Annotated in this window: 27 protein-coding genes and 1 tRNA gene; 17 read left to right on the plus strand and 11 right to left on the minus strand. The window is 68.4% G+C overall.

Annotated features, from left to right (window positions below):
- From AW272_RS44415 to AW272_RS22705, 5 genes are all read right to left on the minus strand, one after another.
- A partial coding sequence (locus tag AW272_RS44415) for a hypothetical protein (RefSeq protein WP_218011022.1) occupies positions 1-396 on the minus strand: 396 nt, incomplete at its 3' end.
- Positions 397-1016: 620 nt separating this feature from the next.
- A complete protein-coding gene (locus tag AW272_RS22690) occupies positions 1017-1385 on the minus strand; it encodes a DUF5615 family PIN-like protein (RefSeq protein WP_066368690.1) in 369 nt (122 codons plus the stop codon).
- Positions 1382-1612 (minus strand): DUF433 domain-containing protein, encoded by a 231-nt coding sequence (locus AW272_RS22695; protein ID WP_062431300.1) that lies wholly within the window; start codon positions 1610-1612, stop codon positions 1382-1384. Before AW272_RS22695 ends, AW272_RS22690 begins: the two co-directional genes overlap by 4 nt.
- An 882-nt stretch (positions 1613-2494) precedes the next feature.
- Entirely contained in the window at positions 2495-2743 is a 249-nt protein-coding gene (locus AW272_RS22700; protein ID WP_157518716.1) for a DUF8617 domain-containing protein, read from the minus strand.
- A gap of 131 nt (positions 2744-2874) precedes the next feature.
- Positions 2875-2948: transfer RNA gene (locus tag AW272_RS22705), tRNA-Gly, on the minus strand.
- Positions 2949-3016: 68 nt separating this feature from the next.
- Here AW272_RS22705 and dcd point away from each other — a divergent pair.
- The 3 genes from dcd (at position 3017) to AW272_RS22720 (ending at position 5342) form a co-directional block, all read left to right on the plus strand.
- Positions 3017-3592: a dCTP deaminase gene (dcd, locus tag AW272_RS22710; RefSeq protein WP_066368695.1), complete on the plus strand. Its 576-nt coding sequence runs from the start codon at positions 3017-3019 to the stop codon at positions 3590-3592.
- 133 nt (positions 3593-3725) lie between these two features.
- Positions 3726-4343 (plus strand): DUF47 domain-containing protein, encoded by a 618-nt coding sequence (locus tag AW272_RS22715; protein WP_061295129.1) that lies wholly within the window; start codon positions 3726-3728, stop codon positions 4341-4343.
- Positions 4344-5342, plus strand: a complete 999-nt coding sequence (locus tag AW272_RS22720) for an inorganic phosphate transporter (protein WP_066368697.1) — start codon at positions 4344-4346, stop codon at positions 5340-5342.
- A gap of 188 nt (positions 5343-5530) precedes the next feature.
- Here AW272_RS22720 and mshD read toward each other — a convergent pair whose 3' ends face one another.
- Entirely contained in the window at positions 5531-6439 is a 909-nt protein-coding gene (mshD, locus tag AW272_RS22725; protein WP_066368699.1) for a mycothiol synthase, read from the minus strand.
- A 110-nt stretch (positions 6440-6549) separates the two neighbouring features.
- Between mshD and AW272_RS22730 the strand changes: the two genes are divergently transcribed.
- Positions 6550-8286 (plus strand): bifunctional metallophosphatase/5'-nucleotidase, encoded by a 1737-nt coding sequence (locus tag AW272_RS22730; RefSeq protein ID WP_066368701.1) that lies wholly within the window; start codon positions 6550-6552, stop codon positions 8284-8286.
- A 60-nt stretch (positions 8287-8346) separates the two neighbouring features.
- Here AW272_RS22730 and AW272_RS22735 read toward each other — a convergent pair whose 3' ends face one another.
- Positions 8347-9060 carry a winged helix-turn-helix transcriptional regulator gene (locus AW272_RS22735; protein ID WP_066368703.1) on the minus strand — a complete coding sequence of 238 codons (714 nt, stop codon included), beginning with the start codon at positions 9058-9060 and terminating at the stop codon, positions 8347-8349.
- A gap of 269 nt (positions 9061-9329) precedes the next feature.
- Between AW272_RS22735 and AW272_RS22740 the strand changes: the two genes are divergently transcribed.
- The 9 genes from AW272_RS22740 (at position 9330) to AW272_RS22775 (ending at position 13961) form a co-directional block, all read left to right on the plus strand.
- Positions 9330-9578, plus strand: a complete 249-nt coding sequence (locus tag AW272_RS22740) for a MoaD/ThiS family protein (protein ID WP_066368704.1) — start codon at positions 9330-9332, stop codon at positions 9576-9578.
- 35 nt (positions 9579-9613) lie between these two features.
- On the plus strand, positions 9614-10303 hold the full coding sequence (locus tag AW272_RS22745) for an LmeA family phospholipid-binding protein (RefSeq protein WP_066368706.1): 690 nt from the start codon (positions 9614-9616) through the stop codon (positions 10301-10303).
- Positions 10304-10334: 31 nt separating this feature from the next.
- A complete protein-coding gene (locus tag AW272_RS22750) occupies positions 10335-10841 on the plus strand; it encodes a sigma-70 family RNA polymerase sigma factor (protein ID WP_066368708.1) in 507 nt (168 codons plus the stop codon).
- Positions 10838-11776, plus strand: a complete 939-nt coding sequence (locus tag AW272_RS22755; protein WP_066368711.1) for an anti-sigma factor family protein — start codon at positions 10838-10840, stop codon at positions 11774-11776. Before AW272_RS22750 ends, AW272_RS22755 begins: the two co-directional genes overlap by 4 nt.
- Positions 11777-11917: 141 nt before the next feature.
- Entirely contained in the window at positions 11918-12223 is a 306-nt protein-coding gene (locus AW272_RS22760) for a TlpA family protein disulfide reductase (RefSeq protein WP_245657703.1), read from the plus strand.
- Positions 12224-12270: 47 nt separating this feature from the next.
- The gene (locus AW272_RS46065) at positions 12271-12354 is read left to right on the plus strand and encodes a putative leader peptide (RefSeq protein WP_369408764.1); all 84 of its coding nucleotides are present in this window, start codon (positions 12271-12273) and stop codon (positions 12352-12354) included.
- A 58-nt stretch (positions 12355-12412) separates the two neighbouring features.
- The gene (locus AW272_RS22765) at positions 12413-12826 is read left to right on the plus strand and encodes a DUF4395 domain-containing protein (protein WP_066368716.1); all 414 of its coding nucleotides are present in this window, start codon (positions 12413-12415) and stop codon (positions 12824-12826) included.
- Entirely contained in the window at positions 12823-13662 is an 840-nt protein-coding gene (locus tag AW272_RS22770) for a sulfurtransferase (RefSeq protein WP_066368723.1), read from the plus strand. The genes AW272_RS22765 and AW272_RS22770 overlap by 4 nt, the downstream gene beginning before the upstream one ends.
- On the plus strand, positions 13659-13961 hold the full coding sequence (locus tag AW272_RS22775) for a DUF1416 domain-containing protein (protein WP_062345247.1): 303 nt from the start codon (positions 13659-13661) through the stop codon (positions 13959-13961). Before AW272_RS22770 ends, AW272_RS22775 begins: the two co-directional genes overlap by 4 nt.
- 42 nt (positions 13962-14003) lie before the next feature.
- Here the strand turns inward: AW272_RS22775 and AW272_RS22780 are convergent, their stop codons facing one another.
- The 3 genes from AW272_RS22780 to AW272_RS22790 form a co-directional block, all read right to left on the minus strand.
- On the minus strand, positions 14004-14444 hold the full coding sequence (locus AW272_RS22780) for a MarR family winged helix-turn-helix transcriptional regulator (RefSeq protein WP_066368725.1): 441 nt from the start codon (positions 14442-14444) through the stop codon (positions 14004-14006).
- A 118-nt stretch (positions 14445-14562) separates the two neighbouring features.
- Positions 14563-14988: a hypothetical protein gene (locus AW272_RS22785; RefSeq protein WP_066368727.1), complete on the minus strand. Its 426-nt coding sequence runs from the start codon at positions 14986-14988 to the stop codon at positions 14563-14565.
- Positions 14985-15392, minus strand: coding sequence for a hypothetical protein (locus AW272_RS22790; protein WP_157518717.1), 408 nt, complete (start codon positions 15390-15392; stop codon positions 14985-14987). The genes AW272_RS22785 and AW272_RS22790 overlap by 4 nt, the downstream gene beginning before the upstream one ends.
- A gap of 157 nt (positions 15393-15549) precedes the next feature.
- On the opposite strand from AW272_RS22790, the gene AW272_RS22795 reads away from it, so the two are divergent.
- The 4 genes from AW272_RS22795 (at position 15550) to AW272_RS22810 (ending at position 22597) form a co-directional block, all read left to right on the plus strand.
- A complete protein-coding gene (locus tag AW272_RS22795) occupies positions 15550-17463 on the plus strand; it encodes a hypothetical protein (RefSeq protein WP_245657684.1) in 1914 nt (637 codons plus the stop codon).
- 144 nt (positions 17464-17607) lie between these two features.
- Positions 17608-20649, plus strand: a complete 3042-nt coding sequence (locus AW272_RS22800; RefSeq protein WP_066368731.1) for an ATP-binding protein — start codon at positions 17608-17610, stop codon at positions 20647-20649.
- A 9-nt stretch (positions 20650-20658) separates the two neighbouring features.
- Complete coding sequence (locus tag AW272_RS22805; RefSeq protein WP_066368733.1) at positions 20659-21900, plus strand: MurT ligase domain-containing protein; 1242 nt, start codon at positions 20659-20661, stop codon at positions 21898-21900.
- Positions 21890-22597, plus strand: coding sequence for a type 1 glutamine amidotransferase (locus tag AW272_RS22810; protein ID WP_066368736.1), 708 nt, complete (start codon positions 21890-21892; stop codon positions 22595-22597). Before AW272_RS22805 ends, AW272_RS22810 begins: the two co-directional genes overlap by 11 nt.
- Here the strand turns inward: AW272_RS22810 and AW272_RS22815 are convergent.
- Positions 22587-24113: a WD40 repeat domain-containing protein gene (locus AW272_RS22815; RefSeq protein ID WP_157518718.1), complete on the minus strand. Its 1527-nt coding sequence runs from the start codon at positions 24111-24113 to the stop codon at positions 22587-22589. The two genes, AW272_RS22810 and AW272_RS22815, sit on opposite strands and share 11 nt — an antisense overlap.
- Positions 24114-24123 lie beyond the last annotated feature (10 nt).

The raw sequence follows: 24123 nt of genomic DNA on the forward strand, positions 1-24123 counted from the left end.
CCACCGGAAGACAGCTTCACGTTGTTGCTCGATTGAAGCTATCTCGTGGGGCTGAGCCGGTGCGAACAAGTCGACTTCCTCGGGTGGGTTCCCTGGAGGTTTGGAAGCCAAGACGTATCCGAAGCGGCCGTTGGTGAACTGTCGAAGCAGGCCTGATGGCCAGACATCTGCTCGTGCTCCTTGGCAGCAAAGGTTGAGGCCTTCGGCTTCCAATCGGCGACGGAGATCAATGAGGCAATCCAGCAAGTCCTCGCCTTCTACATCCATTAGGAGGCTGCGGCACTTGAATGTGAGCCGGGCCGGCACAGAGTCATAGAGCGTAAGGGTCGCCCCTGTGGTCTTTCCTTCGTGGTCGACAACGTCTAGTTGGATGGCTTCCTCGGGGGATGTCTGCATAGACGATCAGCTTAAGGTTCTTGAGGTACGAGCAGGCTCGGCAAGCGTCTCCGCAGACTGACCTGGTCGGCCACAGTGGTCGGGTGGCCGACCAGGCGAAGCCGTAACAGAAAAGCTTTGACGAGCGAAGCGAGAGCAGTCCGAGCGGAGCGAGGCCCTGCCGGGGAGCGCGAAGGGCGGAGCACCTTCACAAGGAGCGAAGCGACCCGGAGCGATAGCGACATCAGGACGCGACAGCGGCCAAGGGGAGCGCGAGGGGATGAAGTCCCTTCGCAGCGGGGGTCTGGGGGTCGCCCCCCGAGACTAAAAGAGCCCCGCGAAGGTGGTCCGAAGGCCATCGAGCAGGGCTCGCCGAGAGCGGGTGACGGGAATCGAACCCGCGCTGTCAGCTTGGGAATCATCTGCTGATCTTGCTGCTCTGAGCTGGGGAAACAGCGTGCAGGTCACGGTGGGCCGGTTGACCGTACGTCGCCGCGAGTGACCGGGGTTGCCCGGCTGTTCTGGCACGCATCTGGCACGAGGTAGTCGCTGGTCGTCCCCGCGTCCGGCAGGAGAGTGAACGACCTATGAGCAGGCTGTCAGTGGTGCCGAACCGTTTGGGTAGTGGACGGGGTTCTCGCTTAGCGAAGAGGTAGTGCTCGGACGCGAATTCCGGAGGTGGTGAACGCAGCGACGGCACCTGCCTGAAGATGCGGTTCGAGAACGTCGAGATTGCCAATGATGATGTTGACCAGGTCTGGTGCTCGAAGCTCCAGTAGTTCCCGCACCAGGATGACTGATGGCTTTGCCGTGCGAGCCTGGGCCAACAGTGCTCCGAAGTCGGTGTCGGCTGAGATGATGACGCGGTCCTGGGCCACCGCGAGGGCCATGACCGTCACATCTGGCGCACTCGTTGCTCCGAGATCACGGACGTGAACCGAATCGTGCTCGGCCTTGGTCAGCAGTTCGGCCACGCGAGGTGAGAGGTTCTCGTCGATCAGGAACTTCACGCTGGCTCGCGGAGGCGGTAGAAGTGAACGTTGGTGGACGCTGCCGCATACTCAAGGGCCTGTTTGATGTCTTCGCGTTCCAGGTCAGGGTACTCGGCAAGGATCTCATCGAACGCCCATCCCGCGGCGACCAGTCGCACCACGGTCTCAACACTGATGCGCAGACCCCGGACTGTGGGCTTGCCCTCGAGCTTGTCGGGCTCGACGCTGATCCGATCGAAGTTCATGATGTCTCCCTTCTGCTTTGATACTGCCAGGCTGATCGTGGGGGAGCGACTGAGATGCGTCGGGAGGGCCAGCAAAGTCCGGGTCCCGATCTTCCGATCGACCTGGTCGCGCTGTGATGACGGCTGGACGAACGGGAGCTGAGCCAGGACGCACGTCAATGCTGGCCGACCGGCTTACGCCTTCAGCCCTGCCAGCGATTGGGTAACCGCTGCTCGCCGGGTTGTCGTGAGGTATGACCAGATCCGGCAGGAGTCTGGGCAGACATCACCTTGTCGGCGTAGTGGTCTGGTGGCTGGAGCTGGTCGCGTGGCCGGCCACGCGAAGCCGTAACAGAAAATGATTTTGACGAGCGAAGCGAGCAGCAGCCCGAGCGAAGCGAGGCCTTGCCAGGGAGCGCGAGGGGCGGAGCGCCCTCGCAAGGAGCGAAGCGGCCCGGAGCGAAGCGGCCCGGAGCGAAGCGGCCCGGAGCGAAGCGGCCCGGAGCGAAGCGGCCCGGAGCGAAGCGGCCCGGAGCGAAGCGACGACGGGGACGCGACAGCGGACCAGGGGGAGCGCGAGGGGACGAAGTCCCTTCGCAGCGGGGGTCTGGGGGTCGTCCCCCAGAAATACGAAAGCCCCGCGAAGGCGCCAAAAGCGCCAAGCAAGGCTCGCCAAGAGCGGGTGACGGGAATCGAACCCGCGCTGTCAGCTTGGGAATAGGCTACTGATCTTGCCGTGCTGAGCTGGGGAAACGGGGGTGCAGGTCAAGGCTGGTTAAGGGACCGTGAGTCCCCGCGAATTACCGCTGATCACCGTCCGTTCTGGCACGCATCTGGCACGGCGATCAACGGGGGAGGCATGACCCGTCCATCTGTCACCTCATCACTACGGCGGCGAAAGCCCTACTCGGGCCGGTAGATCCGGAACTCGGTCTCGCCCTGCTTTCGCCACATGAGCCGCCCGCAGTGCGGACATTCGTAGAGGAGACCGGTTTTCGTTACGATCGCCTTCGCTCGCTCGTCGGTGTCGACCTGCTCTTTGGTTGGCCACAGGATTATCTCCGGCGCGGCGTCCGGGAAGATCACATAGCCCTCATCAGGGATGGGCGAGAGGTCGTGAATGTAGCCGCAGAGGCATCCAAGCTTGGGCACGGGGCTCATGGTACGTGCGGAGCTCCTGCTCCAGTGAGCTGACCAAGGGCTGATGGCACGCGAAGACCAAAAGGCATTGGAACAATCAAGCCCCGGGTTGGGATGTGTTCCCCGACCTGGGCCTTCGTGAGTGGAGCGGGTGACGGGAATCGAACCCGCGCTGTCAGCTTGGGAAGCTGATGTTCTGCCATTGAACTACACCCGCGAGGTGCATCGCCCACTCTACATGATCCCGACCAAGCCCACGTCTCGATTCCCACTACCCTGTGGTCCGTGCTGCTTTCAGATCGCGACATCAAAGCCGAGGTAGACAAGGGAAGAGTCCGTCTCACCCCTTACGACCCCGACATGATCCAACCGTCCAGCATCGACGTGAGGCTGGACCGGATGTTCCGGGTCTTCGAGAACCACCGTTACCCCCACATCGATCCCGCGGTCGAGCAGCCCGACCTGACCAGACTCGTAGAACCAGCCGACAACGAACCTTTCATCCTCCACCCCGGAGAGTTCGTCCTGGCCAGCACCTACGAAGTCATCTCGCTCCCGGACGACATAGCCTCGCGTCTGGAGGGCAAGTCGAGCCTGGGAAGGCTGGGCCTCCTCACCCATTCGACAGCAGGCTTCATCGACCCAGGTTTCGACGGTCACGTCACACTCGAGCTCAGCAACGTCGCCACGCTCCCCATCAAGCTCTGGCCCGGTATGAAGATCGGTCAGCTCTGCCTCTTCCGGCTGAGCAGCCCGGCCGAGCATCCCTACGGCTCCGCCAAGTACGGCTCCAGGTACCAAGGCCAGCGGGGGCCCACCCCGTCTAGATCGTTTTTGAACTTCCACCGCATCAAGATCTAAAACGGGCAAAGAACCTTATGTGTCAGGGGAAGCCCATTGGGCAACCATTAGGTGACATCTGCCTTAAGTTCACGTTCTGCCTGGTTGCCTCTACTCTTCTCTGCGGACAGTCCCCGCACATCTGGAGATCCACGTGCGTCTGCGTCTCACGCCCCGTGAGGACAGTTACTACGACTTGTTCGCCGACTCGGCGAACAACCTCGTCACAGCGTCACGGCTGCTGGTCGAGATCATCAGTGACGGTTCCGACCGTGAGGCTCTCGCTGAGAAGATGCGCGCGTGTGAGCACGCGGGCGACGAGCGTACTCACGCCATCCTCAACCGGTTGAACGAGAGCTTCATCACACCGTTCGACCGGGAAGACATCTACAAGCTGGCATCCAACCTCGACGACGTCATGGACTTCATGGAGGCGGCGGCCGATCTGATCGTGCTCTATCAGATCGATCATCTGCCCAAGGAAGTCGTGCGGCAGGTCGAGGTGCTGGAACGTGCTGCTGAGCTGACGGCTGAGGCGATGCCTCGCCTCCGCTCGCTGAGCAACCTCAACGAATACTGGATCGAGATCAACCGGCTTGAGAACCAGGCCGATCAGGTCTACCGGCGGCTGCTGGCCAAGCTCTTCTCGGGCGAGTACGACGCGCTGACCGTACTCAAGATGAAAGAGGTCATCGATCAGCTCGAGTCGGCTGCCGACGCGTTCGAGCATGTCGCGAACACGGTCGAGTCGATTGCGGTCAAGGAAAGTTAAGTGGAGCTTGCGCTCGTCATCAGTGTGGTCGTCATCGCACTGGTGTTTGACTACACGAATGGGTTCCACGACGCGGCCAACGCGATCGCGACTTCGGTCTCGACGCGGGCGCTGACTCCTCGGGCCGCCTTGTTGATGGCGGCTGTCATGAACTTCATCGGCGCGCACCTGGGGGAGCAGGTCGCCAAGACCGTCGGCAGCGGCATCATCGAGCCGCCTGAAGGCACTCACGGGCTGGTCATCGTGGGGGCGGGGCTCGTCGGAGCGATCGTCTGGAACCTGATCACCTGGTACTACGGGCTGCCCTCCTCCTCGTCCCACGCCCTCATCGGCGGGCTCGTGGGGGCGGCGCTCGCGGCCGGCGTGACCATCCACTGGGACGGGGTGCTCGACAAGGTCGTCATCCCGATGATCCTGTCGCCGCTCGTCGGGTTCACCCTCGCGGGTGGCATCATGATCGCCATTTTGTGGATCTTCCGCAAATCGAACCCGCACACGACGGGCCGGGGTTTCCGGTACGCCCAGACCGTGTCCGCCGCCGCCATGGCGCTCGGTCACGGGCTCCAAGACGCGCAGAAGACCATGGGTGTGATCTTCCTCGCCCTGGTCGTGGGGGGATATGCCGCTCCCGGCGACAGCATTCCGCAATGGGTGATCCTGGCCGCGGCCGCCGCGATCTCGCTCGGCACCTACGCGGGTGGCTGGCGCATCATGCGGACCCTCGGCCGGCGCATCATCGCCCTCAACCCGCCCCAGGGCTTCGCGGCCGAAAGCGCGGCCGCGACCGTCCTCTATGTCGCGGCCATCGGCTTCCAGGCCCCGATCTCCACCACCCACACGATCACCAGCGCGATCATGGGCGTCGGCGCCACCAAGCGCCTGTCGGCCGTGCGCTGGGGCGTCGCCGGGAACATCGTCACCGCCTGGGTGCTGACCATCCCGGCCGCCGGCATCGTGGCGGCTGTCACCTACTGGGTCGCCCACGCGATCATCGAATGAGACAACAGGCGCGCGATCAGCCAGATCGCGCGCCTGTTTTCAAAGCGTTCTTTCCGTTACGGCTCCGCCCACATCGGCACCGCCCGCCGCTTCCGGCGCGCTCCTCATCCGGCGCCAGACCCGCGCTCCCGGCAGCCCGCCGTCACGGGCAACCGGCACCGTTTTCCACAGGACGTGCCCGGGTGGGTTCACCGCGCAGGCGCGTACATCACGTCGACGTCCCACTTGGTGAAGCCCAGGCCCTCATACAGCCGGATCGCCGCGCCGTTCTCCTCGTCGACATACAGCATCACCTGGGACAACCCCAGAGACCGCAGGTGTGAGAGCCCGGTCAACGTCAGCGCTTTCCCCAGGCCCGACCCCTGCTCAGACGGGTCGACGCCCACCACGTAGACCTCGCCGACGCGCTCGTGGCCGTGGCCGCCGTCGCCGTGGACCTTCGTCCAGTGGAAACCCGCCATCGTCTGACCTCGGAAGGCCAGGAAGAACCCCGCCGGGTCGAACCACGGCTCGCCTTCCCGCTGCTTCACGTCGTCGAGGGTCCAGGAGCCCTGTTCCGGGTGGTGGGCGAACGCGCGCGCGTTGAGCGCGAGCCACTCCCGTTCGTCCCGGCCGGTTTCGAAGGTCGTGATCTCCACGCCTTCCGGCACGCGCGCCGCCGGGAAGGGCGCGTTCAGGCTGCGGCGCATCTGCCAGAGCGAGCGCACCCGCTGGAACCCGGCCGAGGCGGCCATCCGGCCCGCGCCGGGGTGATCGCCGTGGGCCCACAGCCGTAGCCGCCCGCCGGTCTCCATCAGGACCGCGTCGAGCAGCATCCGCCCCAGGCCGCGCCGCCGGGCGGAGGGGTCGATGACCAGTTCCCCCGAAGGCCCCTCGACCTGGTCCGTCTGATCCAAATGGGCAAAACCTGACAAAACGCCCGACTGGTACAAAAGTGCGCTCTTGGCGCCGGGGTCGCCCCCGTACCGCAGATGGAGCATGACGTGCTCGTTCAGCGGGCGGACGCCATCCACGTCGGTTGCGGCCTGGACGAGGCGCTGGACCTCGGAAACCGTGTCTTCATCCAGTCGTTCCCTGATCTCCACGTGCGCGTTCATGGAACGCACTCTACGGACCCCCGACTGGCAAATCCCGCCAGGTGTCACGCCGGGGAATCGTTACCTTTGAGCCATGGGCTGGCCAGGTGGTCACTCTAGGCTCAAGTACCATGACCCCTGCTTCCCTCAGAAGACTCGCCGTGGCCGCGATCGCCTCGGCGGGTGCTATAGCCCTCGCGATCGGCCCCGCGGGTGCGAGCGCGTCCGGCAAGGACAAGAAGGACGAGCTGATTCCGATCCGGATTCTCTCGATCAACGACCTTCACGGCAACCTCGAGCCCCCCACGGGGTCCAGCGGCCGCATCGCCGACGAGACCGGCACCATCGTCGACGGCGCGGGCGGCGCGGCCTACCTGGCCACCTACGTCAAGCAGCAGCGCAACCGCGACACTGTCCTGGTCGCGGCCGGTGACCTGATCGGCGCCTCGCCGCTGCTGTCGGCCGCCTTCCACGACGAGCCCACGGTCGCGTTCCTCGACTCGCTCGAGCTGGCCACCTCCAGCGCCGGCAACCACGAGTTCGACGAAGGCATCACCGAGCTCAAGCGCGTGATGGAGGGCAAGTGCCACCCGGTCGACGGGTGCTCGGTCCCCGGTAAGAAGTGGAAGGGCACCGACTTCGAGTTCATCGCGGCCAACGTGACGGACACCAAGAAGAACAAGCCGGCCCTCTCGCCCTACTACGTGGAACGCATCAACGGCGAGAAGGTCGCGTTCATCGGCCTGGTCACCAAGACCACGCCCACGATCGTGACCGCGTCCGGCATCGCCGGCCTCGACTTCACCGACGAGGTCGCCGCCGCCAACGAGACCTCCGAGTACCTCCGCGAGGTCAAGGGCATCAAGGCACAGGTCGTGCTGGTCCACGAGGGTGACCAGGTCACCCCGAACCAGAGCCCCGACGCCTGTCCGATCACCAAGGGCCCCGGCTCGCGCATCGCCGAGGGCGTCGACCCCGAGATCGACCTGATCATCAGCGGTCACTCCCACCAGGCCTACATCTGCAAGGCCACCGACCCGGCCGGCCAGCAGCGTGTCTACACGCAGGGCTCGTCGTTCGGCCGCGTGCTGACCCAGATCGACTTCAACATCGACAAGGAGACGGGCGACATCGTCCGCTCGTCCGTCGTCGCCGACAACACCGTCGTGCGCCGCACCGTCACCCCCGACCCGGCCACCGTGTCGTTCATCAACGACTGGAAGGCCCGCGTCGCGACCGTCGCCAACAAGAAGGTCGGCGACATCACCGCCGACATCACCAACGTCGCGGTCCCCTCGGGTGAGTCCCCGCTGGGCAACCTGATCGCCGACTCGCAGCTCGAATCCGCCAAGACCGGCGGCAACGCCGAGATCGCCCTGATGAACCCGGGCGGCATCCGGACGACCCTCACCTACGCCAGCTCGCCCGCCGGCGAGGGCCCCGGTGTGACCACGTACGGCGAGATCTTCGCGGTGCAGCCGTTCAACAACCTCGTGCAGGTCGTCACGCTGACCGGCGCCCAGCTCAAGCTGGTCCTGGAGCAGCAGTGGGTGGGCGGCCCGAACAACCAGGCCTTCACCAAGATCCTGCAGCCGTCGTCGAACTTCACCTACTCCTACAGCAACAGCGCCGCCTGGGGCTCGAAGGTGTCCAACATCAAGATCGACGGCGTCCCGGTCACCCCGACCCAGTCGATCCGCGTCGCGGCCAACAACTTCCTCGTCGGTGGCGGTGACGCGTTCCTCGCGTTCACCCAGGGCACCGGCCTGTGGAGCGGCCCGCTCGACATCGACGCGTTCGAGGCCTACCTGACCGCGAACTCCCCGGTGGCCCCCCCGGTCGCCAACCACATCACGGTCCTGCCGTAACCCCTGCTCCAGAGAACAGGAAAGCCCCCGGTCAACGGCGACCGGGGGCTTTTCCCATGCTTAGCGGCGAGCGGCTTCCAGTTCCTGGGCCATCTCGTTGCCGCGGTCGGGCACGAAGCGGTAGCCGACGTTCCGGACGGTGCCGATCAGCGCCTCGTATTCGGCGCCCAGCTTGGCGCGCAGGCGCCGCACGTGGACGTCGACGGTACGGGTGCCGCCGAAGTAGTCGTAACCCCAGACCTCCTGGAGGAGCTGGGCCCGGGTGAAGACCCGCCCCGGGTGCTGGGCCAGGTATTTGAGCAGCTCGAACTCCTTGAAGGTGAGGTCGAGCGCCCGGCCCCGCAGGCGGGCCGTGTAGGTCGCCTCGTCGATCGCCAGATCGCCGCTGCGGATCTCGTCGGGCACCTCCTCGGCGGCGGCCAGCGACAGCTTCCCTATCGCCATCCGCAGCCGCGCCTCGACCTCGGCCGGGCCGGCGGAGTCGAGGATGACATCGTCTGCTCCCCACTCGGCGGTCATCGCCGCGAGGCCGCCCTCGGTCACGATGACCAGGAGCGGGCAGTCGATTCCGGTGGTGCGCAGCAGCCGGCACAGGCTTTTGGCCTGGACGAGCTCGCGCCGCGCGTCGACCATGATGGCGTCGGCTGGCGGCGCGTCGAGCAGCGCGGTCCCCTCGGCGGGGGCGACCCGAACCGAGTGGAGCAGCAGCCCGAGCGCCGGCAGGACTTCGGCGGACGGTTCAAGTGCGTTGGTGAGCAGTAGCAGATTGCTCATGAGGCCTCCTCGCCAAACGGGCGGGCGTGCCGGGAGAGCACCGCGCTGTGCACGATCACAGGCTCGCCTCCTTCGATCCGCGTCAACGGCAGGGCCGTAGAAACACGTAAGGACCCGGGGGCTACGTCGCCCAGGTCCCGTTGCTCGTAGATTAGCCCACAGCGAGTTTGCGTCCAATGTGCGTCCACCGTGTGAACAGCACTTCACGTGGAGAATCACCGTATCCAAATGCTCACTGTGAGTGTGCGGAAATGGGGCTGGAGAGGCGTATGGCTAGGGGAACTGTGCGTTTTTGGGCCGCGGCGAAGGAGGCGGCGGGGATCGCGGAGGAAACATTCGACGCGGAAACGCTTGCCGAGCTTGTTACCAAAATCACAAGGAACGAGGCGCTGGCCAGGGTCCTGCCGCGCTGTTCGTTCCTCGTTGACGGGAATCCGGCCGGCACCCGCGACCACCGCACCGTCGAACTGTCCGAAGGTGTCACGGTTGAGGTATTGCCGCCGTTTGCAGGCGGATAGGCTGAGCCGAAACCCCCCGGCCCACGGAGGATGCGGTGCGCAAGCTCGTGGTGGCGCTGCTCGTGCTCATCGTGCTGGCCGTGGTGCTTGACCGCGTGGCCGTCGCCGGTGTGCAGCGCGAGATCGCCAAGCAGATCCAGGCCAGTGCAGATCTCAACGTCCCGCCGACCGTGCAGGTCAGAGGGGTGCCGTTCCTGACCCAGGCGATCGGCGGGCGCTACGAGGAGATCGCCATCGACATCGGCGACATCGAGCGCGAGGGGATCCAGCTCAGCGACGTACAGGCGACCCTCTATGGAGTCGACGCGCCGCTGATGGACCTGATCCAGAACGCCTCGGGAACGAAGATCACCGCCGAGAAGGTCACCGGCACGGTCACGATCTCCGAAGACGCCCTCAACGCGCGGGCGCCGCGCGGCATCAAGATCGAGGGTGGCGGCGGCAACGGCACGGTCCGGGTCTCCGGCGAGGTGACCGCTCTGGGCAACAAGGTGCCGGTGACCGCCGACATGAAGGTCGAGGTCAAAGACGGTGTGCTGCGCCTCACCCCGGCCAAGGTGACGATCGCGGGCGGGTTCACCGTGCCCAACGCCGAACGCCTGATCACCTTCACCGTGCCCGTGAAGGGCCTCCCGCTCGACCTGAAGATCACCGAGGTCCGGTCCGCCCCGGGCGGCGGTCTGGCCATCGACGCGACGGCGACCGATGTCCCTCTTTCGCGGTGAACCGAAGCGCCGCCGGGTGCGTTCTGAGGATGTGAGCACAGCCGGTACGGCCGACGAGGAGCTCGTGAGGGCCCTCTTCGACGATCACGCCGGGCCGCTCTACGGTTACGTACTGCGATTGACCGGTGACCCGGGGAGGGCGGAGGACATCGTGCAGGAGACCATCCTCCGGGCCTGGAAGAACCCCATCGCCGACCGCCCGGTCCGGGCGTGGCTGTTCACCGTGGCCCGCAACCTGGTCGTCGACCAGGCCAGGGCGCGCAAGTCCCGCCCGCAGGAGACCGGCGACGAGGCGCTGGCGATCCTCCCGGCCGCCGACGAACTCGACAAGGCCGTCGAGTCGTGGGCCATCGCTGACGCGCTGGCCTCGCTCCGGCCCGACCACCGTGAGGTCCTGCTGGCCGTCTACTACGGCGGCCAGTCGGTCAAGGAGGCCTCCGAGTCGCTCGGCATCCCGCCGGGCACCGTCAAGTCGCGCACCTACTACGCGCTGCGCGCGCTCAAGCTGGCGCTGGAGGAGCGGGGGCTCGCGCCGTGAACCACGACGACGTCAAGATCTCTCTGGGTGTCTACGTATTGGGCGCCCTCGACGCCCGCGAGACCGCCATGGTCGAGGCCCACCTCGACACCTGCGACGAATGCCAGGCCGAACTGGCCGAGCTGTCCGGCCTGCCGCCGATGCTCGACCGCGTGTCGGCCGCCGACGTGGAGTTCGCCGCGACGCCGCCCCGGGCGGTGCTCGACCGGCTGCTGGCCGACTCGGCCAAGCGCCACCGGCGCGGCCGGATCACCCGCACGATGCTGGGCCTGGCCGCGACCGTCGCGATCGTGACCTGGGGCGGCGCGACCCTGCTCAACAGCGCAGGCCCGGAGATGACGGCCTCCACGGCCGCCGGCGCCGCACCGGAGGCTGCCACGGCCGGGAGTTCCGCCGCGCAGGCCCCGACACACGGATTCGGCGAGGCCGACGCCCCGGCGCCGGAGTCCGCCCAGAGCGACGTGGCGGGCACCGGCCCGATGGAGATCAAGGTCGACCCGTCCGAGGAGCCGGCGGCTGCCCGCACGAGGGTGCCGCAGGCCAGCAAGGCTCCGGAGGCCGCGACCAGCCCTCCCGCCGACGCCACCCAGCCCAGCGAGCCCGCGATCGCCAAGATGGTCACCGAGGAGCCCGTCACGGTCAAGGGTTCACGGGGCAAGGTCACACTGCAGCTCGATCTGACCCCGGGCGAGGGCGGCACCGAGGTGCTCGCCACCATGACCGGCGTTCCCGTCGACACCAAGTCCGAGCTGTTCGCGATCTCGCGTCAGGGCCCGCAAACGTCGGTGGCGAGCTGGGACGTCAAGGCCGGCGGCGCCTACGAGGACGGCACCGCCAGCTTCCGCGGCTCGACGATGCTGCCGATCAGCGAGATCGCCAGGTTCGAGTTGCGGGCCGCCAACGGCACTGGGCTCATCACTATTCCCGTCGGCTGACTCGGGAATTACCGGGTGGCCCCGGTGGTTGCCCGTGGAATGACCGGTTTCGTCGTGCTCGCGGTGACGCTCGCGGCCGGGACCTTGGCCGGGTTCCTGCTGAAGGCGCGCGCGGGCACGTTCCGCGGGAAAGACGGGGCGATGGATCTTGGTGAGCCGCTGGGGGAGCGGGCCACGCTCGTCCAGTTCTCGTCCGCTTTCTGCCAGCCGTGCCGGGCGACCCGGCGGGTGCTCGCGGACGTGGCGGCGATGGTGCCGGGCGTCCGTCACGTGGAGATCGACGCCGAGTCGAGACTCGATCTTGTGCGGGCCCACGACGTGATGAAAACGCCGACTGTTTTCGTCCTCGATAGATCCGGAAATATCGTCAAAAGGGCATCTGGCCAGCCCAGGAAGGCCGACGTCATCGCGGCCCTCGCTTTGGCCGTGGACAATCCGTCTCAGTAAGCGGACGGCATGTGACAGATGGCGAGACGAAAGGTACTGTCGCTCTCATGACTCCCACGACAGAGAAGCTCACGAAGCGACGGGCGGTTGATTTCTGCCGCGTCGCGACGGCTCTCTGTCGCATGGCCTGAGGGTGATTCCAGCGGCATTCACCGCCGCAGTCACGAAACCCATCAGGAGCATCCGACGATGCAAGTCGATCCCCGAGGCCCTCGCTTCGGCGCGGCCGTCACCACTCTGGTTCTAGCGACAGTCCTCGTCACGGGCAGCGCTTGGTTATTGGCGCTCCAGGCGATCGTCTTCGCGTTCGGCGCTTTCGGCCACCCGCCCTACGGGCTCTTCTTCAGGAAGTTCGTAAGGCCACGGCTCGGACCGCCGCAGGAACTCGAGGACGCACGACCGCCCCAGTTCGCACAGGGCGTGGGCATCCTCTTCGCCATCGTCGGCCTGATCGGTTTCTCCTTCGGAATCATTCCTCTGGCCCTGGGTGCGACAGCAGCGGCACTGCTGGCCGCCTTCCTCAACGCCGCCTTCGACTTCTGCTTGGGCTGCGAAATGTATCTGCTCATCCGCCGTCTACAACCTGGGAGAAATTACTCATGAGCCGCTCCGCTGCTCTGGTCGACGCTGACTGGGTCGAGGCCAACCTCGACACGCCCGGAGTCGTCCTGGTCGAGGTCGACGAGGACACCAGCGCCTACGACAAGGGTCACATCCGCGGCGCCGTCAAGATCGACTGGCGCGACGACCTGCAGGACCCGGTCCGTCGCGACTTCGTCGACAAGGCCGGCTTCGAGGCGCTGCTCTCGTCGCGCGGCATCGGCAACGACGACACCGTGGTCCTCTACGGTGGCAACAACAACTGGTTCGCCGCCTACGCCTACTGGTACTTCAAGCTCTACGGCCACGAGAACGTCAAGCTGCTCGACGGTGGCCGCAAGAAGTGGGAGCTCGACTCCCGCGAACTGGTGAAAGACGTTGTGAGCCGCGAGGCCACCACCTACACCGCCCAGGACCAGAACTCCTCGATCCGCGCCTTCCGCGACGACGTCGTGGCCGCGATCGGCAAGCTCAACCTGGTCGACGTCCGTTCGCCCGACGAGTTCACCGGCAAGCTGCTGGCCCCCGCGCACCTGCCCCAGGAGGCGGCGCAGCGTGGTGGCCACGTCCCGACCGCGCGCAACATCCCGTGGTCGAAGGCCGCGAACGACGACGGCACCTTCCGTTCCGACGACGAGCTCAAGACCCTCTACGGCGAGGCGGGGGTCGATTTCGGCAAGGACACCATCGCCTACTGCCGCATCGGGGAGCGCTCCGCCCACACCTGGTTCGTGCTGCACGAGCTGCTCGGCCAGGCCAACGTCAAGAACTACGACGGTTCGTGGACCGAATACGGCTCGCTCGTGGGCGTGCCCGTGGAACTGGGAGAGGCCCGATGACCACCACTCAGGGGTGCGCAGCGCCCGAGCAGACCGTGGCGCTGCCGACCGGAATCGATCTGTCCAAGCAGGCCGTGATCCAGGGCGTCGTCACCGGCGCGGGCACCGCCTACGCCCGCCTTCTCGACCACTCCGGTGAGTTCACCGGCGAGGTCGTCGTCTCCGACGAGGGCATCTTCCGCTTCTTCGCCGCCCCCGGCTCGTGGACCGTCCGCATCATCGCGGGCGGCGGCCGGACCAAGGACGTCGCGGTCGAGGCCAAGCTGGGCGAGGTCGCCCAGCTCGCCGTCGCCGTCTGAGCGCACTTTCCGAAGACCCGGCCTGTTCCGCAGGCCGGGTCTTCAGCGTTGTCCGGCCAGCTGTTCCAGCACGTCGATGAGCGCGTTGTGCGGCCCGGCGACCTTGAAGAACTCGTGGTCGACGGTCTCCACGACCCCCGCTGCGCGTTCGGCCAGCCGGCGGCCCTCGTCGGTGATCGCGAGCACCTTCTTGCGCATGTCGGCGGGGTCGTCCTCCCGGCCGAGCAGGCCCTTGACCTCCAGCACCCTGACCACCTGGCTCGTCATCATCACATCGATGGTGGCGTGTTCGGCCAGTTCGCGCTGGCTGGGACGGACGCCCTGATTGTCGAACCACCACAGGTCGACGAGGAGGGCGAACTGCACGTGGGTCAGGCCCATCGTCTTCAGCGCCGTGGTGATCTCCCGCTGCCATCGAAGGGTCGCCCGCCACAGCAGGAAACCCGGGCTCCGGCCGGGGCCGGCGTCCCGTTCCGCACTCACTGTCTGAATCCCCGATCTACGACTTCAGGGAGTGTCCCACCTCGCCCCCCGCATACCCGTCGTTGACCAGCCCGGACGGCCGATCTTTGACCTTTGGGACGGGTGGGCGCGCGGCGGCTCAGCCGAAGAAGCGGCCCCAGCCCTTCTTCTTTTTCTCGAGCTCGGCCGGCTTGGCGCGACGCGGCGAGGGCGGCTCGTCCCGGACCGGGGGCGGCGGCGGGTCGGGGAACGGCGGAAAGGGCTCCTGGAACGCCGGCTGGGACTGGGGTTGCGGCGTGGGCTGGGGGTGCGGCTGGACGCGCGGCAGCGGACGTCCCGCCGCGATGGCCGGGAAGGGCTGCGTCGAGTAGCCCTCGTCGTCCTCCTCCGGCGCGGGGGGAGGCGGCGGTGGCGGCCAGACCAGCACGTCGCTGGGCGGGGCCAGCGGCGGGATGTAGGACGGAATCATCTGCGGGAGCGGTCCCGAATAGGTGATGTCGTCGATCTCGGTCGGCTGCGACGGCGGTGGGGAAAACCAGTCGCGGGGTGGCTCTTGCTGGTTCACGTGCCCTCCGGGGCCAGCGCGTGGTGCTCCACCGGCGGGACGCCGCCGGTCAGCCCGAGATCTATCCGTACATCCGGGGCGCGGTTGTGCGGCCGTAACCGGACCGGCCCGACCTGCCAGTATTCACGCCGGCCGCGGCGGCTGATCGATTCTTCGACGAATCCGCCGGCACCGCTGTTTTCGGTCTGGTCGCCATCGCTGGTGACCTTGGGTATTAATTCCACCGGGCGACGGCCGCTCTCCGCAAGGCCGACGACCTTGACGAACCGGGTCGCGCGGGGCGCCTGATCGTGTGTGAACGGGGAATCCGGCTGCTCATCGAGCCTGCCGGTCGTGGCGGCCAACCCGAGTCCGGAGACGGGCGGCAGCGCCACCACGGGCACGCGCACCGGTCCATAACTCATGGCAATGGATGGTAGTACGCCCACACACGACCCATCCGCCGCAATCGTCCCTATCTTTGGTGGGAAACACGTCCGAATGGCGAGAACCCTGCCCTGACAGGGTAGGTAGCTCCTACGCTTTGACCCTACGACGAATACGGAGGGGCCGGGCGCGACCATGGGCAGGCTGACCGACGCGCACCCCGAGCACGCGGAGTTGCGCGCCGACCGTATCTACCTCGGGTGGCAGTACCTTCTGCTGCACCCCGACCCCGGCCCGCCGCCGAAACGCCCCCCGCGCGACGACGCCGAGCTACCCCCCGATCGGGGTCCCGAACTCCTGCGCGCCGAACGACTACAGGAAGACCTGTTGAACCGGCCCGTCAAGTTGCTGCGCAACGTCGTGGCCGGGCTCGCCGTGGCCGTCGCGCTGCTCGGGTTGGCCGGGATCATCGGCTGGCCGTTCGTCGGCATGGGCGTGATCGTCGCCGCCGTGGTCTTCGGGGTGTGCTCCTTCGCCCTCAACCAGGGCAACCGGGCGGTCCGGTTCCGGGTCCAGGAACGCCTCGCCCAGGCCGAGCGCGGCCGGGCCAAGCGCGAGCGCGAGAACATCCGGCTCCAGGAGGAGCACGCCGAGCGCTACCGCGAGTGGGCCGACCGCAAGGCGGTCTACGACAAGCAGATCAGCTGGTACGCCGTCGCCGTCCCCGACGCGATCGACCGCATCGACGTCGCCGGGGGCACGCTCCCCGGCTGGTCGGCCCTGATCACCCTGATAGGCGCCACCCGCCTCTACAGCGGTGGCCATCTGACCGTCCTCGACCTGTCCGAGGGCGTGATCGCCAAAGACCTGATCGAGCTGGCCCGGCGCGGCGGCGACGACCCGCTCGTCTGGGTGCTCCCCTCCGATCTGCCCAAGCTCGACCTCGGGGCGACGCTGAAGCCCGAGGCGTTCGCCGACGTGCTGGCCCACGTGGTCAGCGTCAGCGAGGAGACCAGCCGCGACATCGGTTTCGACAACGCGATCCTCGAACGCGTCCTCGAAGTGCTCGGCGAGAACGCCACGATCAGCCAGGTCACCGCCGCGCTGAGAGCCCTCGCCCAGGTGGGCGACCCGCGCGACGACCTGAAGTCGGGGCAGCTCACCGCGATCCAGCTGGAACGCATCGGGACCCTCTTCGGCCGGGGCGTGGCCGACCGGGTCGTCATCGAACGTGCCTGGGCGCTGGAGTCGCAGCTACGCAAGCTGGAGACCCTGGGGGCCGACGCCGTCCGGCTGCCCCCAGCGCGCCTACGCGTGGTCAGCATGGACCGCCAGGCGGGCGTGTTCGGCAACCGGGTGCTCGGCACCTACGTGGCCACCGCGCTGACCCACATCCTGCGGCAGTCGCCGGCCGGCGAGCGGCCCTGGCACCACACCATCATCGTGGCCGGGGCCGACAAGTTACGCGGCGACGTCCTCGACCGTCTGATGGACGCCTGCGAGACGTCGAAGACCGGCCTGGTCCTCACCTACCGAGCCCTGACCCCGACCGTCAGGGAGCGCCTCGGACGGGGCCACGCCGCCGTCGCCTTCATGCGCCTCGGCAACGCCGAAGACGCCCGGGTCGCCAGCGAGCACGTCGGCACCGAGCACCGGCTCGAACTGGCCCAGCTCACCGAGTCGGTGAGCTCCGCCGTCAACGGGGCCAGGGGGAGTTACACCTCGACGGTGGGCGAGGGGCGTACCGCCAAGGGAGCCCTCTCAGAAGGCGATCTGAAAGAAGGCATCACCGAGTCGACCGAATGGGGCCGCAACGCCGGTACGGTCGGCGAAGGGGTCATGCAGAGATCACGCGAGTTCCTGGTCGAGCCCCACCAGTTGCAGCAGCTGCCGACCACCTCGGTGATCGTCACCCACGCCACCGCCGAGGGCCGCGAGGTGCGGCTCGCCGACGCCAACCCGGCCATCCTGACCTTCCCGAAGACCACGCTGGAAGAGGTCAGGTCGCTCGCGGCCACCCCGCCAGTGCTGCCCCCCGAACCCGACGAAGAAGCACCGCCACCGAACCTCGGTCCGCCCCCGCCCCGCCTTGACTGGCGCAAACCCTGAAGCGAGACGCGGACGGCCGAAGGCCGGCCGTGGCTCGCGTTGTGAACTTGCCTCAAGAGGCAAGGCCTCGGTAAGAGGTTCGTCAACAGGGTTATGTGACCATGATCGGCAAAGGACCGTGAAAGCCTGGCAGAGAGGGGTCTCATGCAACCGTTCCCCCTGAGCGGGCCGTGGTATCGGATCCAGGCGATCACCGCTCCCTCGCGTACGTCGTCGGCCGAGTGGGATTTCGTGAACGTGCTGCCCGCCGTGCTGTCCGCCGCGCAGCGTGATCGGCCCTTCGTCATCGGCTGGCTGTCCCGGGGTTCCGGGGCGCCGCTCGAACTGATCACCAACGCCGGGCCGCTGACGCCGCCGAGGTCCCCGCGCCGGGCGGCCGTCACGGCGATCGAGGTGGTGCCGACGGGGCCGCAGCCGCTGCTGTTCCCTGGCGGCGCCCGGGGCATCGAGATCGGCGACGACTGGCTCGCCGACATCGCCGATCTGGTCTGGACGCCCTGTCCGGGCCGCCAGGCCCCGCCGCTCAACGGGCGGCGCGAGCCGGAGCCCGACGAGCCGAAGCAGCCGACCCTGTTCGAGTCGACCCTGACGACGCTGATGTCGCGCCCGTTCGGCTGGGTCGTCGTCGCCGAGCCGACTGACCTGCTCGACGCCGAGGTCGCCCACCTGCGCACCCAGCTCAACGTGCTGCGCCAGTACGGCGACGCCTCGGAGCGGTCCCGCTACGACGCCGAGCGGGCCGAGCGCCGCATGCAGGAGCTCGACGCCTTCCGCGAAGCCGGCCTGTGGAACGTGCGCGTCCTGGCGGGCGCGGCGGGCCCGGAGGAGCTCCGCCAGATAGCGCCGGTACTGGTCGGCTCGGTGGAGATGAGCCACCACCCCTATCGCCTGCGCAGTGCGATGGCGGGCCCCGCCCGGCCGACCGCCCAGGAGCCCGTCTACAGCTTCACCGAGGCCCTCAACGTCAACTTCCAGGACCCGACCGACAGCGCCGCCGCGCCCTTCGCCGCCACGGCGGGCGCGCTCGCGGCCCTGGCCGGGCTCCCCAGGCGTGAGGTTCCGGGTGTACGCGTCCTGGACGCCGGCTTCTTCGACGTCACCAGCGAGGCCGACTCGACCGGCGGCGACATGCTCGACCTGGGGGCCATCGTCGACGGCCAGGACCGCACCGTCGGCACCTTCCGGGTCCCGCTGGCCACCCTGAACCGGCACGCCTTCGTCACCGGCGCGACCGGCTCCGGCAAGTCGCAGACCGTCCGCCACCTGCTCGAACAGCTCACCAGGGCGGGCATCCCGTGGCTGGCCATCGAACCGGCCAAGTCCGAGTACGCCGCCATGGCCGGTCGCATCGAAGAGCTGGCCCCGGTGACCGTGATCAACCCGTCGGCGCCCGGCGACGTGCCGTTCAGCGTCAACCCGCTGGCCCCCGAACCGGGCTACCCGGTGCAGGCCCACATCGACATGGTCAGGGCCCTGTTCATGGCCGCCTTCGACGCCGAGGAGCCGTTCCCGCAGATCATGTCCCTGGCCCTGCAGCGGGTCTACGAGGCCAACGGCTGGGACGTCGTCACCGGCGGCGGCATCCCCGGAGCCGCGGTGCAGCCCCAGGTGCCGACCCTGGAGCAGCTCCAGCAGCACGCCCTGGAGGTCATCCAGGAGATCGGCTACGGCAACGAGGTCCAGGCCGACGTCGAGGGCTTCATCTCCCTGCGTCTGCGATCACTGCGCGTCGGCTCGGCCGGGCGGTTCTTCGAGGGCGGCCACCCCGCCGACATCGGCGGCCTGCTCCAGCGCAACGTGGTGCTCGCGATCGAGGACGTCGCCAACGACGAGGACAAGGCGTTCCTCATGGGCACGCTGATCATCCGCATCGTCGAGCACCTGCGGATGCGCGCCCGCCAGGAGAAGACCAAGGGCCTGCGGCACGTCATCGTGATCGAGGAGGCCCACCGGCTGCTGCGCGACCGGGGTTCCCAGCGGGCCTCCACCCACGCGGTCGAGCTGCTCGCGGGCATGCTGGCCGAGATCCGCGCCTACGGCGAGGGGATCGTCGTGGCCGAGCAGATCCCCACCAAGCTCGTCTCGGACGTCGTCAAGAACACCGCGCTGAAGGTCGTCCACCGGCTGCCCGCCGAAGACGACCGGCTGCTGGTCGGGGCGGCGATGAACCTGTCGGAGGAGCAGTCGCGCCAGGTCGTGTCGCTCCAGCCGGGCTTCGCGGCGGTCTTCGCCGACGGCATGGACCGGCCGCTGCGGATCCAGGTGCCGCTGGGGGAGGACCGGGAGCAGGTGCGGCAGAGCCCGGCGCCGCCCATCAAGGGCCGCCGGTCGGTCGCCTGCGGGCGAGAGTGCCGTACCGCGAAGGCCTGCACGCTCTTCGAGGTCCGCGAAGCGGACCTGCTCGCCGTCGCGCCCGAGTGGGCGTGGCTGCGGATCTGGACCGACACCGTCACCCTGTCGTTCGTCGCGAACCGGTCGCTGCCCGGGGTGCCGCGCATCCTGGCCGACATCTGGTCGGAACTCCCGACCAGACGCCGCGACTGCCTGCTGGCCACGCTCGTGGAGCGCAGCGTCGCCCGCCGCGCCTGGTCGCTGCGCACCTGGTTCGACCCGACCCTGCTGACCGAGAAGGCCGCCGAGGTGGCCGCCGCGCTCCTGGCCGGTTCGGGCGCCGGCGACAAGCCGGGCCCGGCGTGGGTGATCCCGCAGATCCGCTGGCTGCACGAGGTCGACCGCCTGTTCCCCTACGGCCACCCGGCGCCCAACCTGCGCAGCCCGGCGCCGTCGATGGAATACGCCCTTTTCGGTACGGACCCATCAGGCCGCCCCTACCTCCACGCGGGCGTGAACGGGGGCGGCGTCGCGGTGGAGACCAGGACGGAACTTCTCGGACATCGGGCCAAGGCCCTGCGCCATCACCCGCTGTCGATGGAGGTCGACCGCAACCGCGCCCTGGCCTGGCGGGTGATCCTCGGCGACGACGAGCACGAGGGCATCCAGCGCGACATCTCCACCGTCGCGGTCGGTGTCGAGCCCCGAGAACGAATCCGGCATGTCGCCCACACGATGGGGGCGGCGTGGCTGGAAACGGTACTTTCCTGGCCGCGCCGGTTCGTTCTCCCGTTCGACGGAGACACCCCGGCGGAGCTGTCCTTCACCGACCCCGTCCCCGCCGAGCGCGGATAGGATCACCGCATGAGTCAGTTGCCCTTGCGCGCCCAGCTCGCCAGCGCGCTCGGACGCACCGCCGCGACGCTGTCCCGGGCGACCGGGCGCGGCGACGGATCCGTGATCGGCGGCCGGGTGGGCCTGCTGCTGGAGCCCGACCTCCTGCGCAAGCTCGCCACCGAGAAGAAGCTCGCGCTCGTCAGCGCCACCAACGGGAAGACCACCACGACCCGCCTGATCGCCTCGGCGCTTCAGGAGCTCGGCGAGGTGGCCACCAACGCGTTCGGCGCCAACATGCCGGCCGGCCACGTTTCGGCGCTCTCGTCGCAGAAGAGCGCCCCCTACGGGGTGCTGGAGGTCGACGAGAAATACCTGCCCGAGGTGCTGAGCACCACCGAGGCCGGCGTCGTCACGCTGATGAACCTCAGCCGCGACCAGATGGACCGGGCCGCCGAGATCTGGCTGCTGGCCCAGAAGTGGCGCCGCGCCCTGGCCGGCAAGCCCGCCCACGTGATCGCCAACTGCGACGACCCGCTGGTGACCTGGGGCGCCTCCACGGCCGCTCGGGTGACCTGGGTCGCCGGTGGCCAGCGCTGGCACGAGGACTCGTGGTGCTGCCCCGAGTGCGGCGGCCCGCTCGACCGTGCCGAGGGCATGATCAACGCCGACTGGGCCTGCCGCGAGTGCACGTTCAGCCGCCCCGAGCCCGACTGGATCCTCGACGGCGAAGACGCGGTCGACCCACGTGGCAACCGCTGGCGGCTCGACCTCCAGCTCCCGGGCGTGGCGAACCGTTCCAACGCGGTGATGGCGCTGGCCACCGCCGCCGCGTTCGGCCTCGATCCGCAGCGCGCGCTGCCCCGCCTGCGCGAGGTCACCTCGGTGGCCGGGCGCTACACGACGGTCGAGCGCAACGGCCGCGTGATGAAGCTGCTGCTGGCCAAGAACCCGGCCGGCTGGCTCGAGGCCTTCGACGTCACCCGCGCGGAGCGGCCGATCATCCTGTCGGTCAACGCGCAGGGCCCCGACGGCCGCGACACCTCGTGGCTGTGGGACGTCGACTACCGCATCCTGTCGGGCCGCCACGTCTACGTGACCGGCGAACGCCGCCTCGACCTGGCGCTGCGGCTCGACGTCGCCGGAGTGCGCTTCACCCTGGTCGACAACTTCGGCCAGGCGGTCGCCGCGCTCCCCCCAGGGGAGATCGACGTCATCGCCAACTACACCGCGTTCCAGTCGATCCGGACGGAGTTCGGCCGTGCAGTCTAGTCTCCGCATCGTCTGGATCTACCCCGACCTGCTGTCCACCTACGGCGACCAGGGCAACGTGCTCGTGCTCGAGCAGCGCGCCCGCAGCCGGGGGATCCCCGTCGAGATCGTGCACGTGCGGTCCTCCGACCCGGTCCCCGACCAGGGCGACATCTACCTGATCGGCGGCGGTGAAGACCGGCCCCAGATCCTCGGCGCCGAACGCCTGCGGCGCGACGGCGGCCTCCACCGGGCGATCCAGCGGGGCGCGTCCCTGCTGGCCGTCTGCGCCGGCTACCAGATCATGGGCTCGGTGTTCGGGGGAGAAGAGGGTCAGCCGGTGCCCGGCATCGGCCTGCTCGACATCAGCTCGAGCCGGGGCGAGCGCCGCTCGGTCGGCGAACTGGCCGCCGAGGTCGACCCGTCGCTGGGCCTGCCGACCCTGACCGGCTTCGAGAACCACATGGGCGTGACCGCACTGGGCCCGGGGGTCACCCCGCTGTCCCGGACCCTCATCGGCACCGGCAACGGCGACGGCACCGAGGGCTGCTTCGCCGGCAAGATCATCGGTACGTATCTGCACGGCCCCGCCCTCGCCCGCAACCCGGCGCTGGCCGACCTGCTGCTGCGCTGGGCCGTGGGCCCGCTGCCGCAGATCGACGACACCTGGTACGACCGCCTGCGCAACGAACGCCTCGACGCCGTCCTCAAGCCGTAGGGCCGAGGTCGAACCGCCAGACGTATCCGTCCCACGTCCCCGCGAACAGGTAGGTCCTGCCGTTCAGGGTCGCCGTCTCCATGGCCTCGGGCCCGGTGTTCGGCCCCTCCAGCGGCGCGCCGATCTGCGTGGACGTGGTCAGGTCCCACTCGCGCAGGGTGCCGTCGTCGGCGCCGGAGAACCCGATCGTGGTGCCCCCGACGACGGCCAGGGCCACACACTTCACCGGGTTCGGCAGCCGGTCGCCCAGCGGATGGCCGATGGGCTGCGGTTCGGACAGGTCCCAGAGCCGGTTCGTGCCGTCCTCACTGGCCGACAGGGCGATGGCCCGGTTGTCTCGCCGGCCCATGGTGAGGTTCCAGATGGTGCCGTCGTGGCCGCCGATCGGCACGCCCGCCGGGGTGGGGGCGGTGAGGTCCCATCTCCGGACCAGCCGGTCGTCGCCGCCCGACAGGGCGGTGAGCTTTCCGTCCACGTCGCCCACGGCGATGGCCTTCGGGGACATGGCCAGCGGCTGGCCGACCACCTCGCCCGCAGGGCTCGACGCCGCGAGGTCCCAGCGGCGAATCGTCAGGTCGTCGCCCGCCGTGAACGCGTGGGGGCGGTCGCGGATCGTGGCTGTGGCCAGGGCGTTGATGCCGCCGGTCTCCTTGCCGGCGTTCAGCGCCCGGCCCTGACCCGAGGCCAGATCCCACATCCGGACGGTCCCGTCGGCCGCCCCGGTGACCCCGGTCGCCTGGCCGCCGACGTTGGCGATCCTCGCGGCGAACACGGCCCGGCTGTGGCCGGTGAGCACCGCGCCGATCCGTTCACCGGTGACGAAGTCGCGCAGGTGCACCGTTCCGTTCTGACAGCCGTACAGGATGACCGGTCTTCCCTTGAGCACGCCGTGGGCGACCGACCAGACCGCGCCGTTTCCGCCGGAGAGCGGCCCGCCGAACAGCACGCCCTGCCGGGTCGCGGGACCGCCGCCGAGGAGCCGGGATGCCAGGACGACTCCGGCGGCGGCCACGGCCGCGACGGACGACAGCGAGATGAGCACGGCCCGCCGCGACAACGGAAACCCGGGAAGGCGCGGTTGCGGAGAAGCGGCCTCCTGCTCTCCGTCGAGCGGAGCCTGCTGGGCGGGTGCGGCCGCCGACGGAGATTCCGCGCCGGAGATGTCCTGTCCGGTGGCGGCTGGGGTCCGCGCTGCCGTGGGCGGAGATTCTGCGCGGAAGATCTCCGGTTCGCCGACTGCCGGGGAACCCGCGCCGGAAATTTCATGATGTGGCGTTGGGAATTCGGTAGCACCGGCCGTGACCGATTCTCCGGAAACGCGGACCGCCGGAGCCGCCACGGCGTCGGCCGCCAGCCATAAGCGGTGGAACTCCTCGGTCGCGCCGCCCAGGGACTCGACGATCAGCTCCAGGGCGCCCCAGCGGGGTAATCGCTCGCAGAGGATGACCGTTCTGGCCGATGTGTGGCTCATCCCGGTCTGTTTGGCGAGTTCGCGGTAGCTCGGTTTCCCGGCCACGCGATATTGC

The organism is Herbidospora mongoliensis (assembly GCF_001570545.1).
Lineage (GTDB): Bacteria > Actinomycetota > Actinomycetes > Streptosporangiales > Streptosporangiaceae > Herbidospora > Herbidospora mongoliensis.

Bases quoted from the DNA above. Each gene is read 5' to 3' on its own strand.
- AW272_RS22695 (WP_062431300.1), bottom strand. From the start codon at position 1,612: ATGAACTTCGATCGGATCAGCGTCGAGCCCGACAAGCTCGAGGGCAAG.
- mshD (WP_066368699.1), bottom strand. From the start codon at position 6,439: ATGAACGCGCACGTGGAGATCAGGGAACGACTGGATGAAGACACGGTT.
- AW272_RS22730 (WP_066368701.1), top strand. From the start codon at position 6,550: ATGACCCCTGCTTCCCTCAGAAGACTCGCCGTGGCCGCGATCGCCTCG.
- AW272_RS22735 (WP_066368703.1), bottom strand. From the start codon at position 9,060: ATGAGCAATCTGCTACTGCTCACCAACGCACTTGAACCGTCCGCCGAA.
- AW272_RS22740 (WP_066368704.1), top strand. From the start codon at position 9,330: ATGGCTAGGGGAACTGTGCGTTTTTGGGCCGCGGCGAAGGAGGCGGCG.
- AW272_RS22760 (WP_245657703.1), top strand. From the start codon at position 11,918: ATGGATCTTGGTGAGCCGCTGGGGGAGCGGGCCACGCTCGTCCAGTTC.
- AW272_RS46065 (WP_369408764.1), top strand. From the start codon at position 12,271: ATGACTCCCACGACAGAGAAGCTCACGAAGCGACGGGCGGTTGATTTC.
- AW272_RS22765 (WP_066368716.1), top strand. From the start codon at position 12,413: ATGCAAGTCGATCCCCGAGGCCCTCGCTTCGGCGCGGCCGTCACCACT.
- AW272_RS22770 (WP_066368723.1), top strand. From the start codon at position 12,823: ATGAGCCGCTCCGCTGCTCTGGTCGACGCTGACTGGGTCGAGGCCAAC.
- AW272_RS22775 (WP_062345247.1), top strand. From the start codon at position 13,659: ATGACCACCACTCAGGGGTGCGCAGCGCCCGAGCAGACCGTGGCGCTG.
- AW272_RS22790 (WP_157518717.1), bottom strand. From the start codon at position 15,392: ATGAGTTATGGACCGGTGCGCGTGCCCGTGGTGGCGCTGCCGCCCGTC.
- AW272_RS22795 (WP_245657684.1), top strand. From the start codon at position 15,550: ATGGGCAGGCTGACCGACGCGCACCCCGAGCACGCGGAGTTGCGCGCC.
- AW272_RS22800 (WP_066368731.1), top strand. From the start codon at position 17,608: ATGCAACCGTTCCCCCTGAGCGGGCCGTGGTATCGGATCCAGGCGATC.
- AW272_RS22805 (WP_066368733.1), top strand. From the start codon at position 20,659: ATGAGTCAGTTGCCCTTGCGCGCCCAGCTCGCCAGCGCGCTCGGACGC.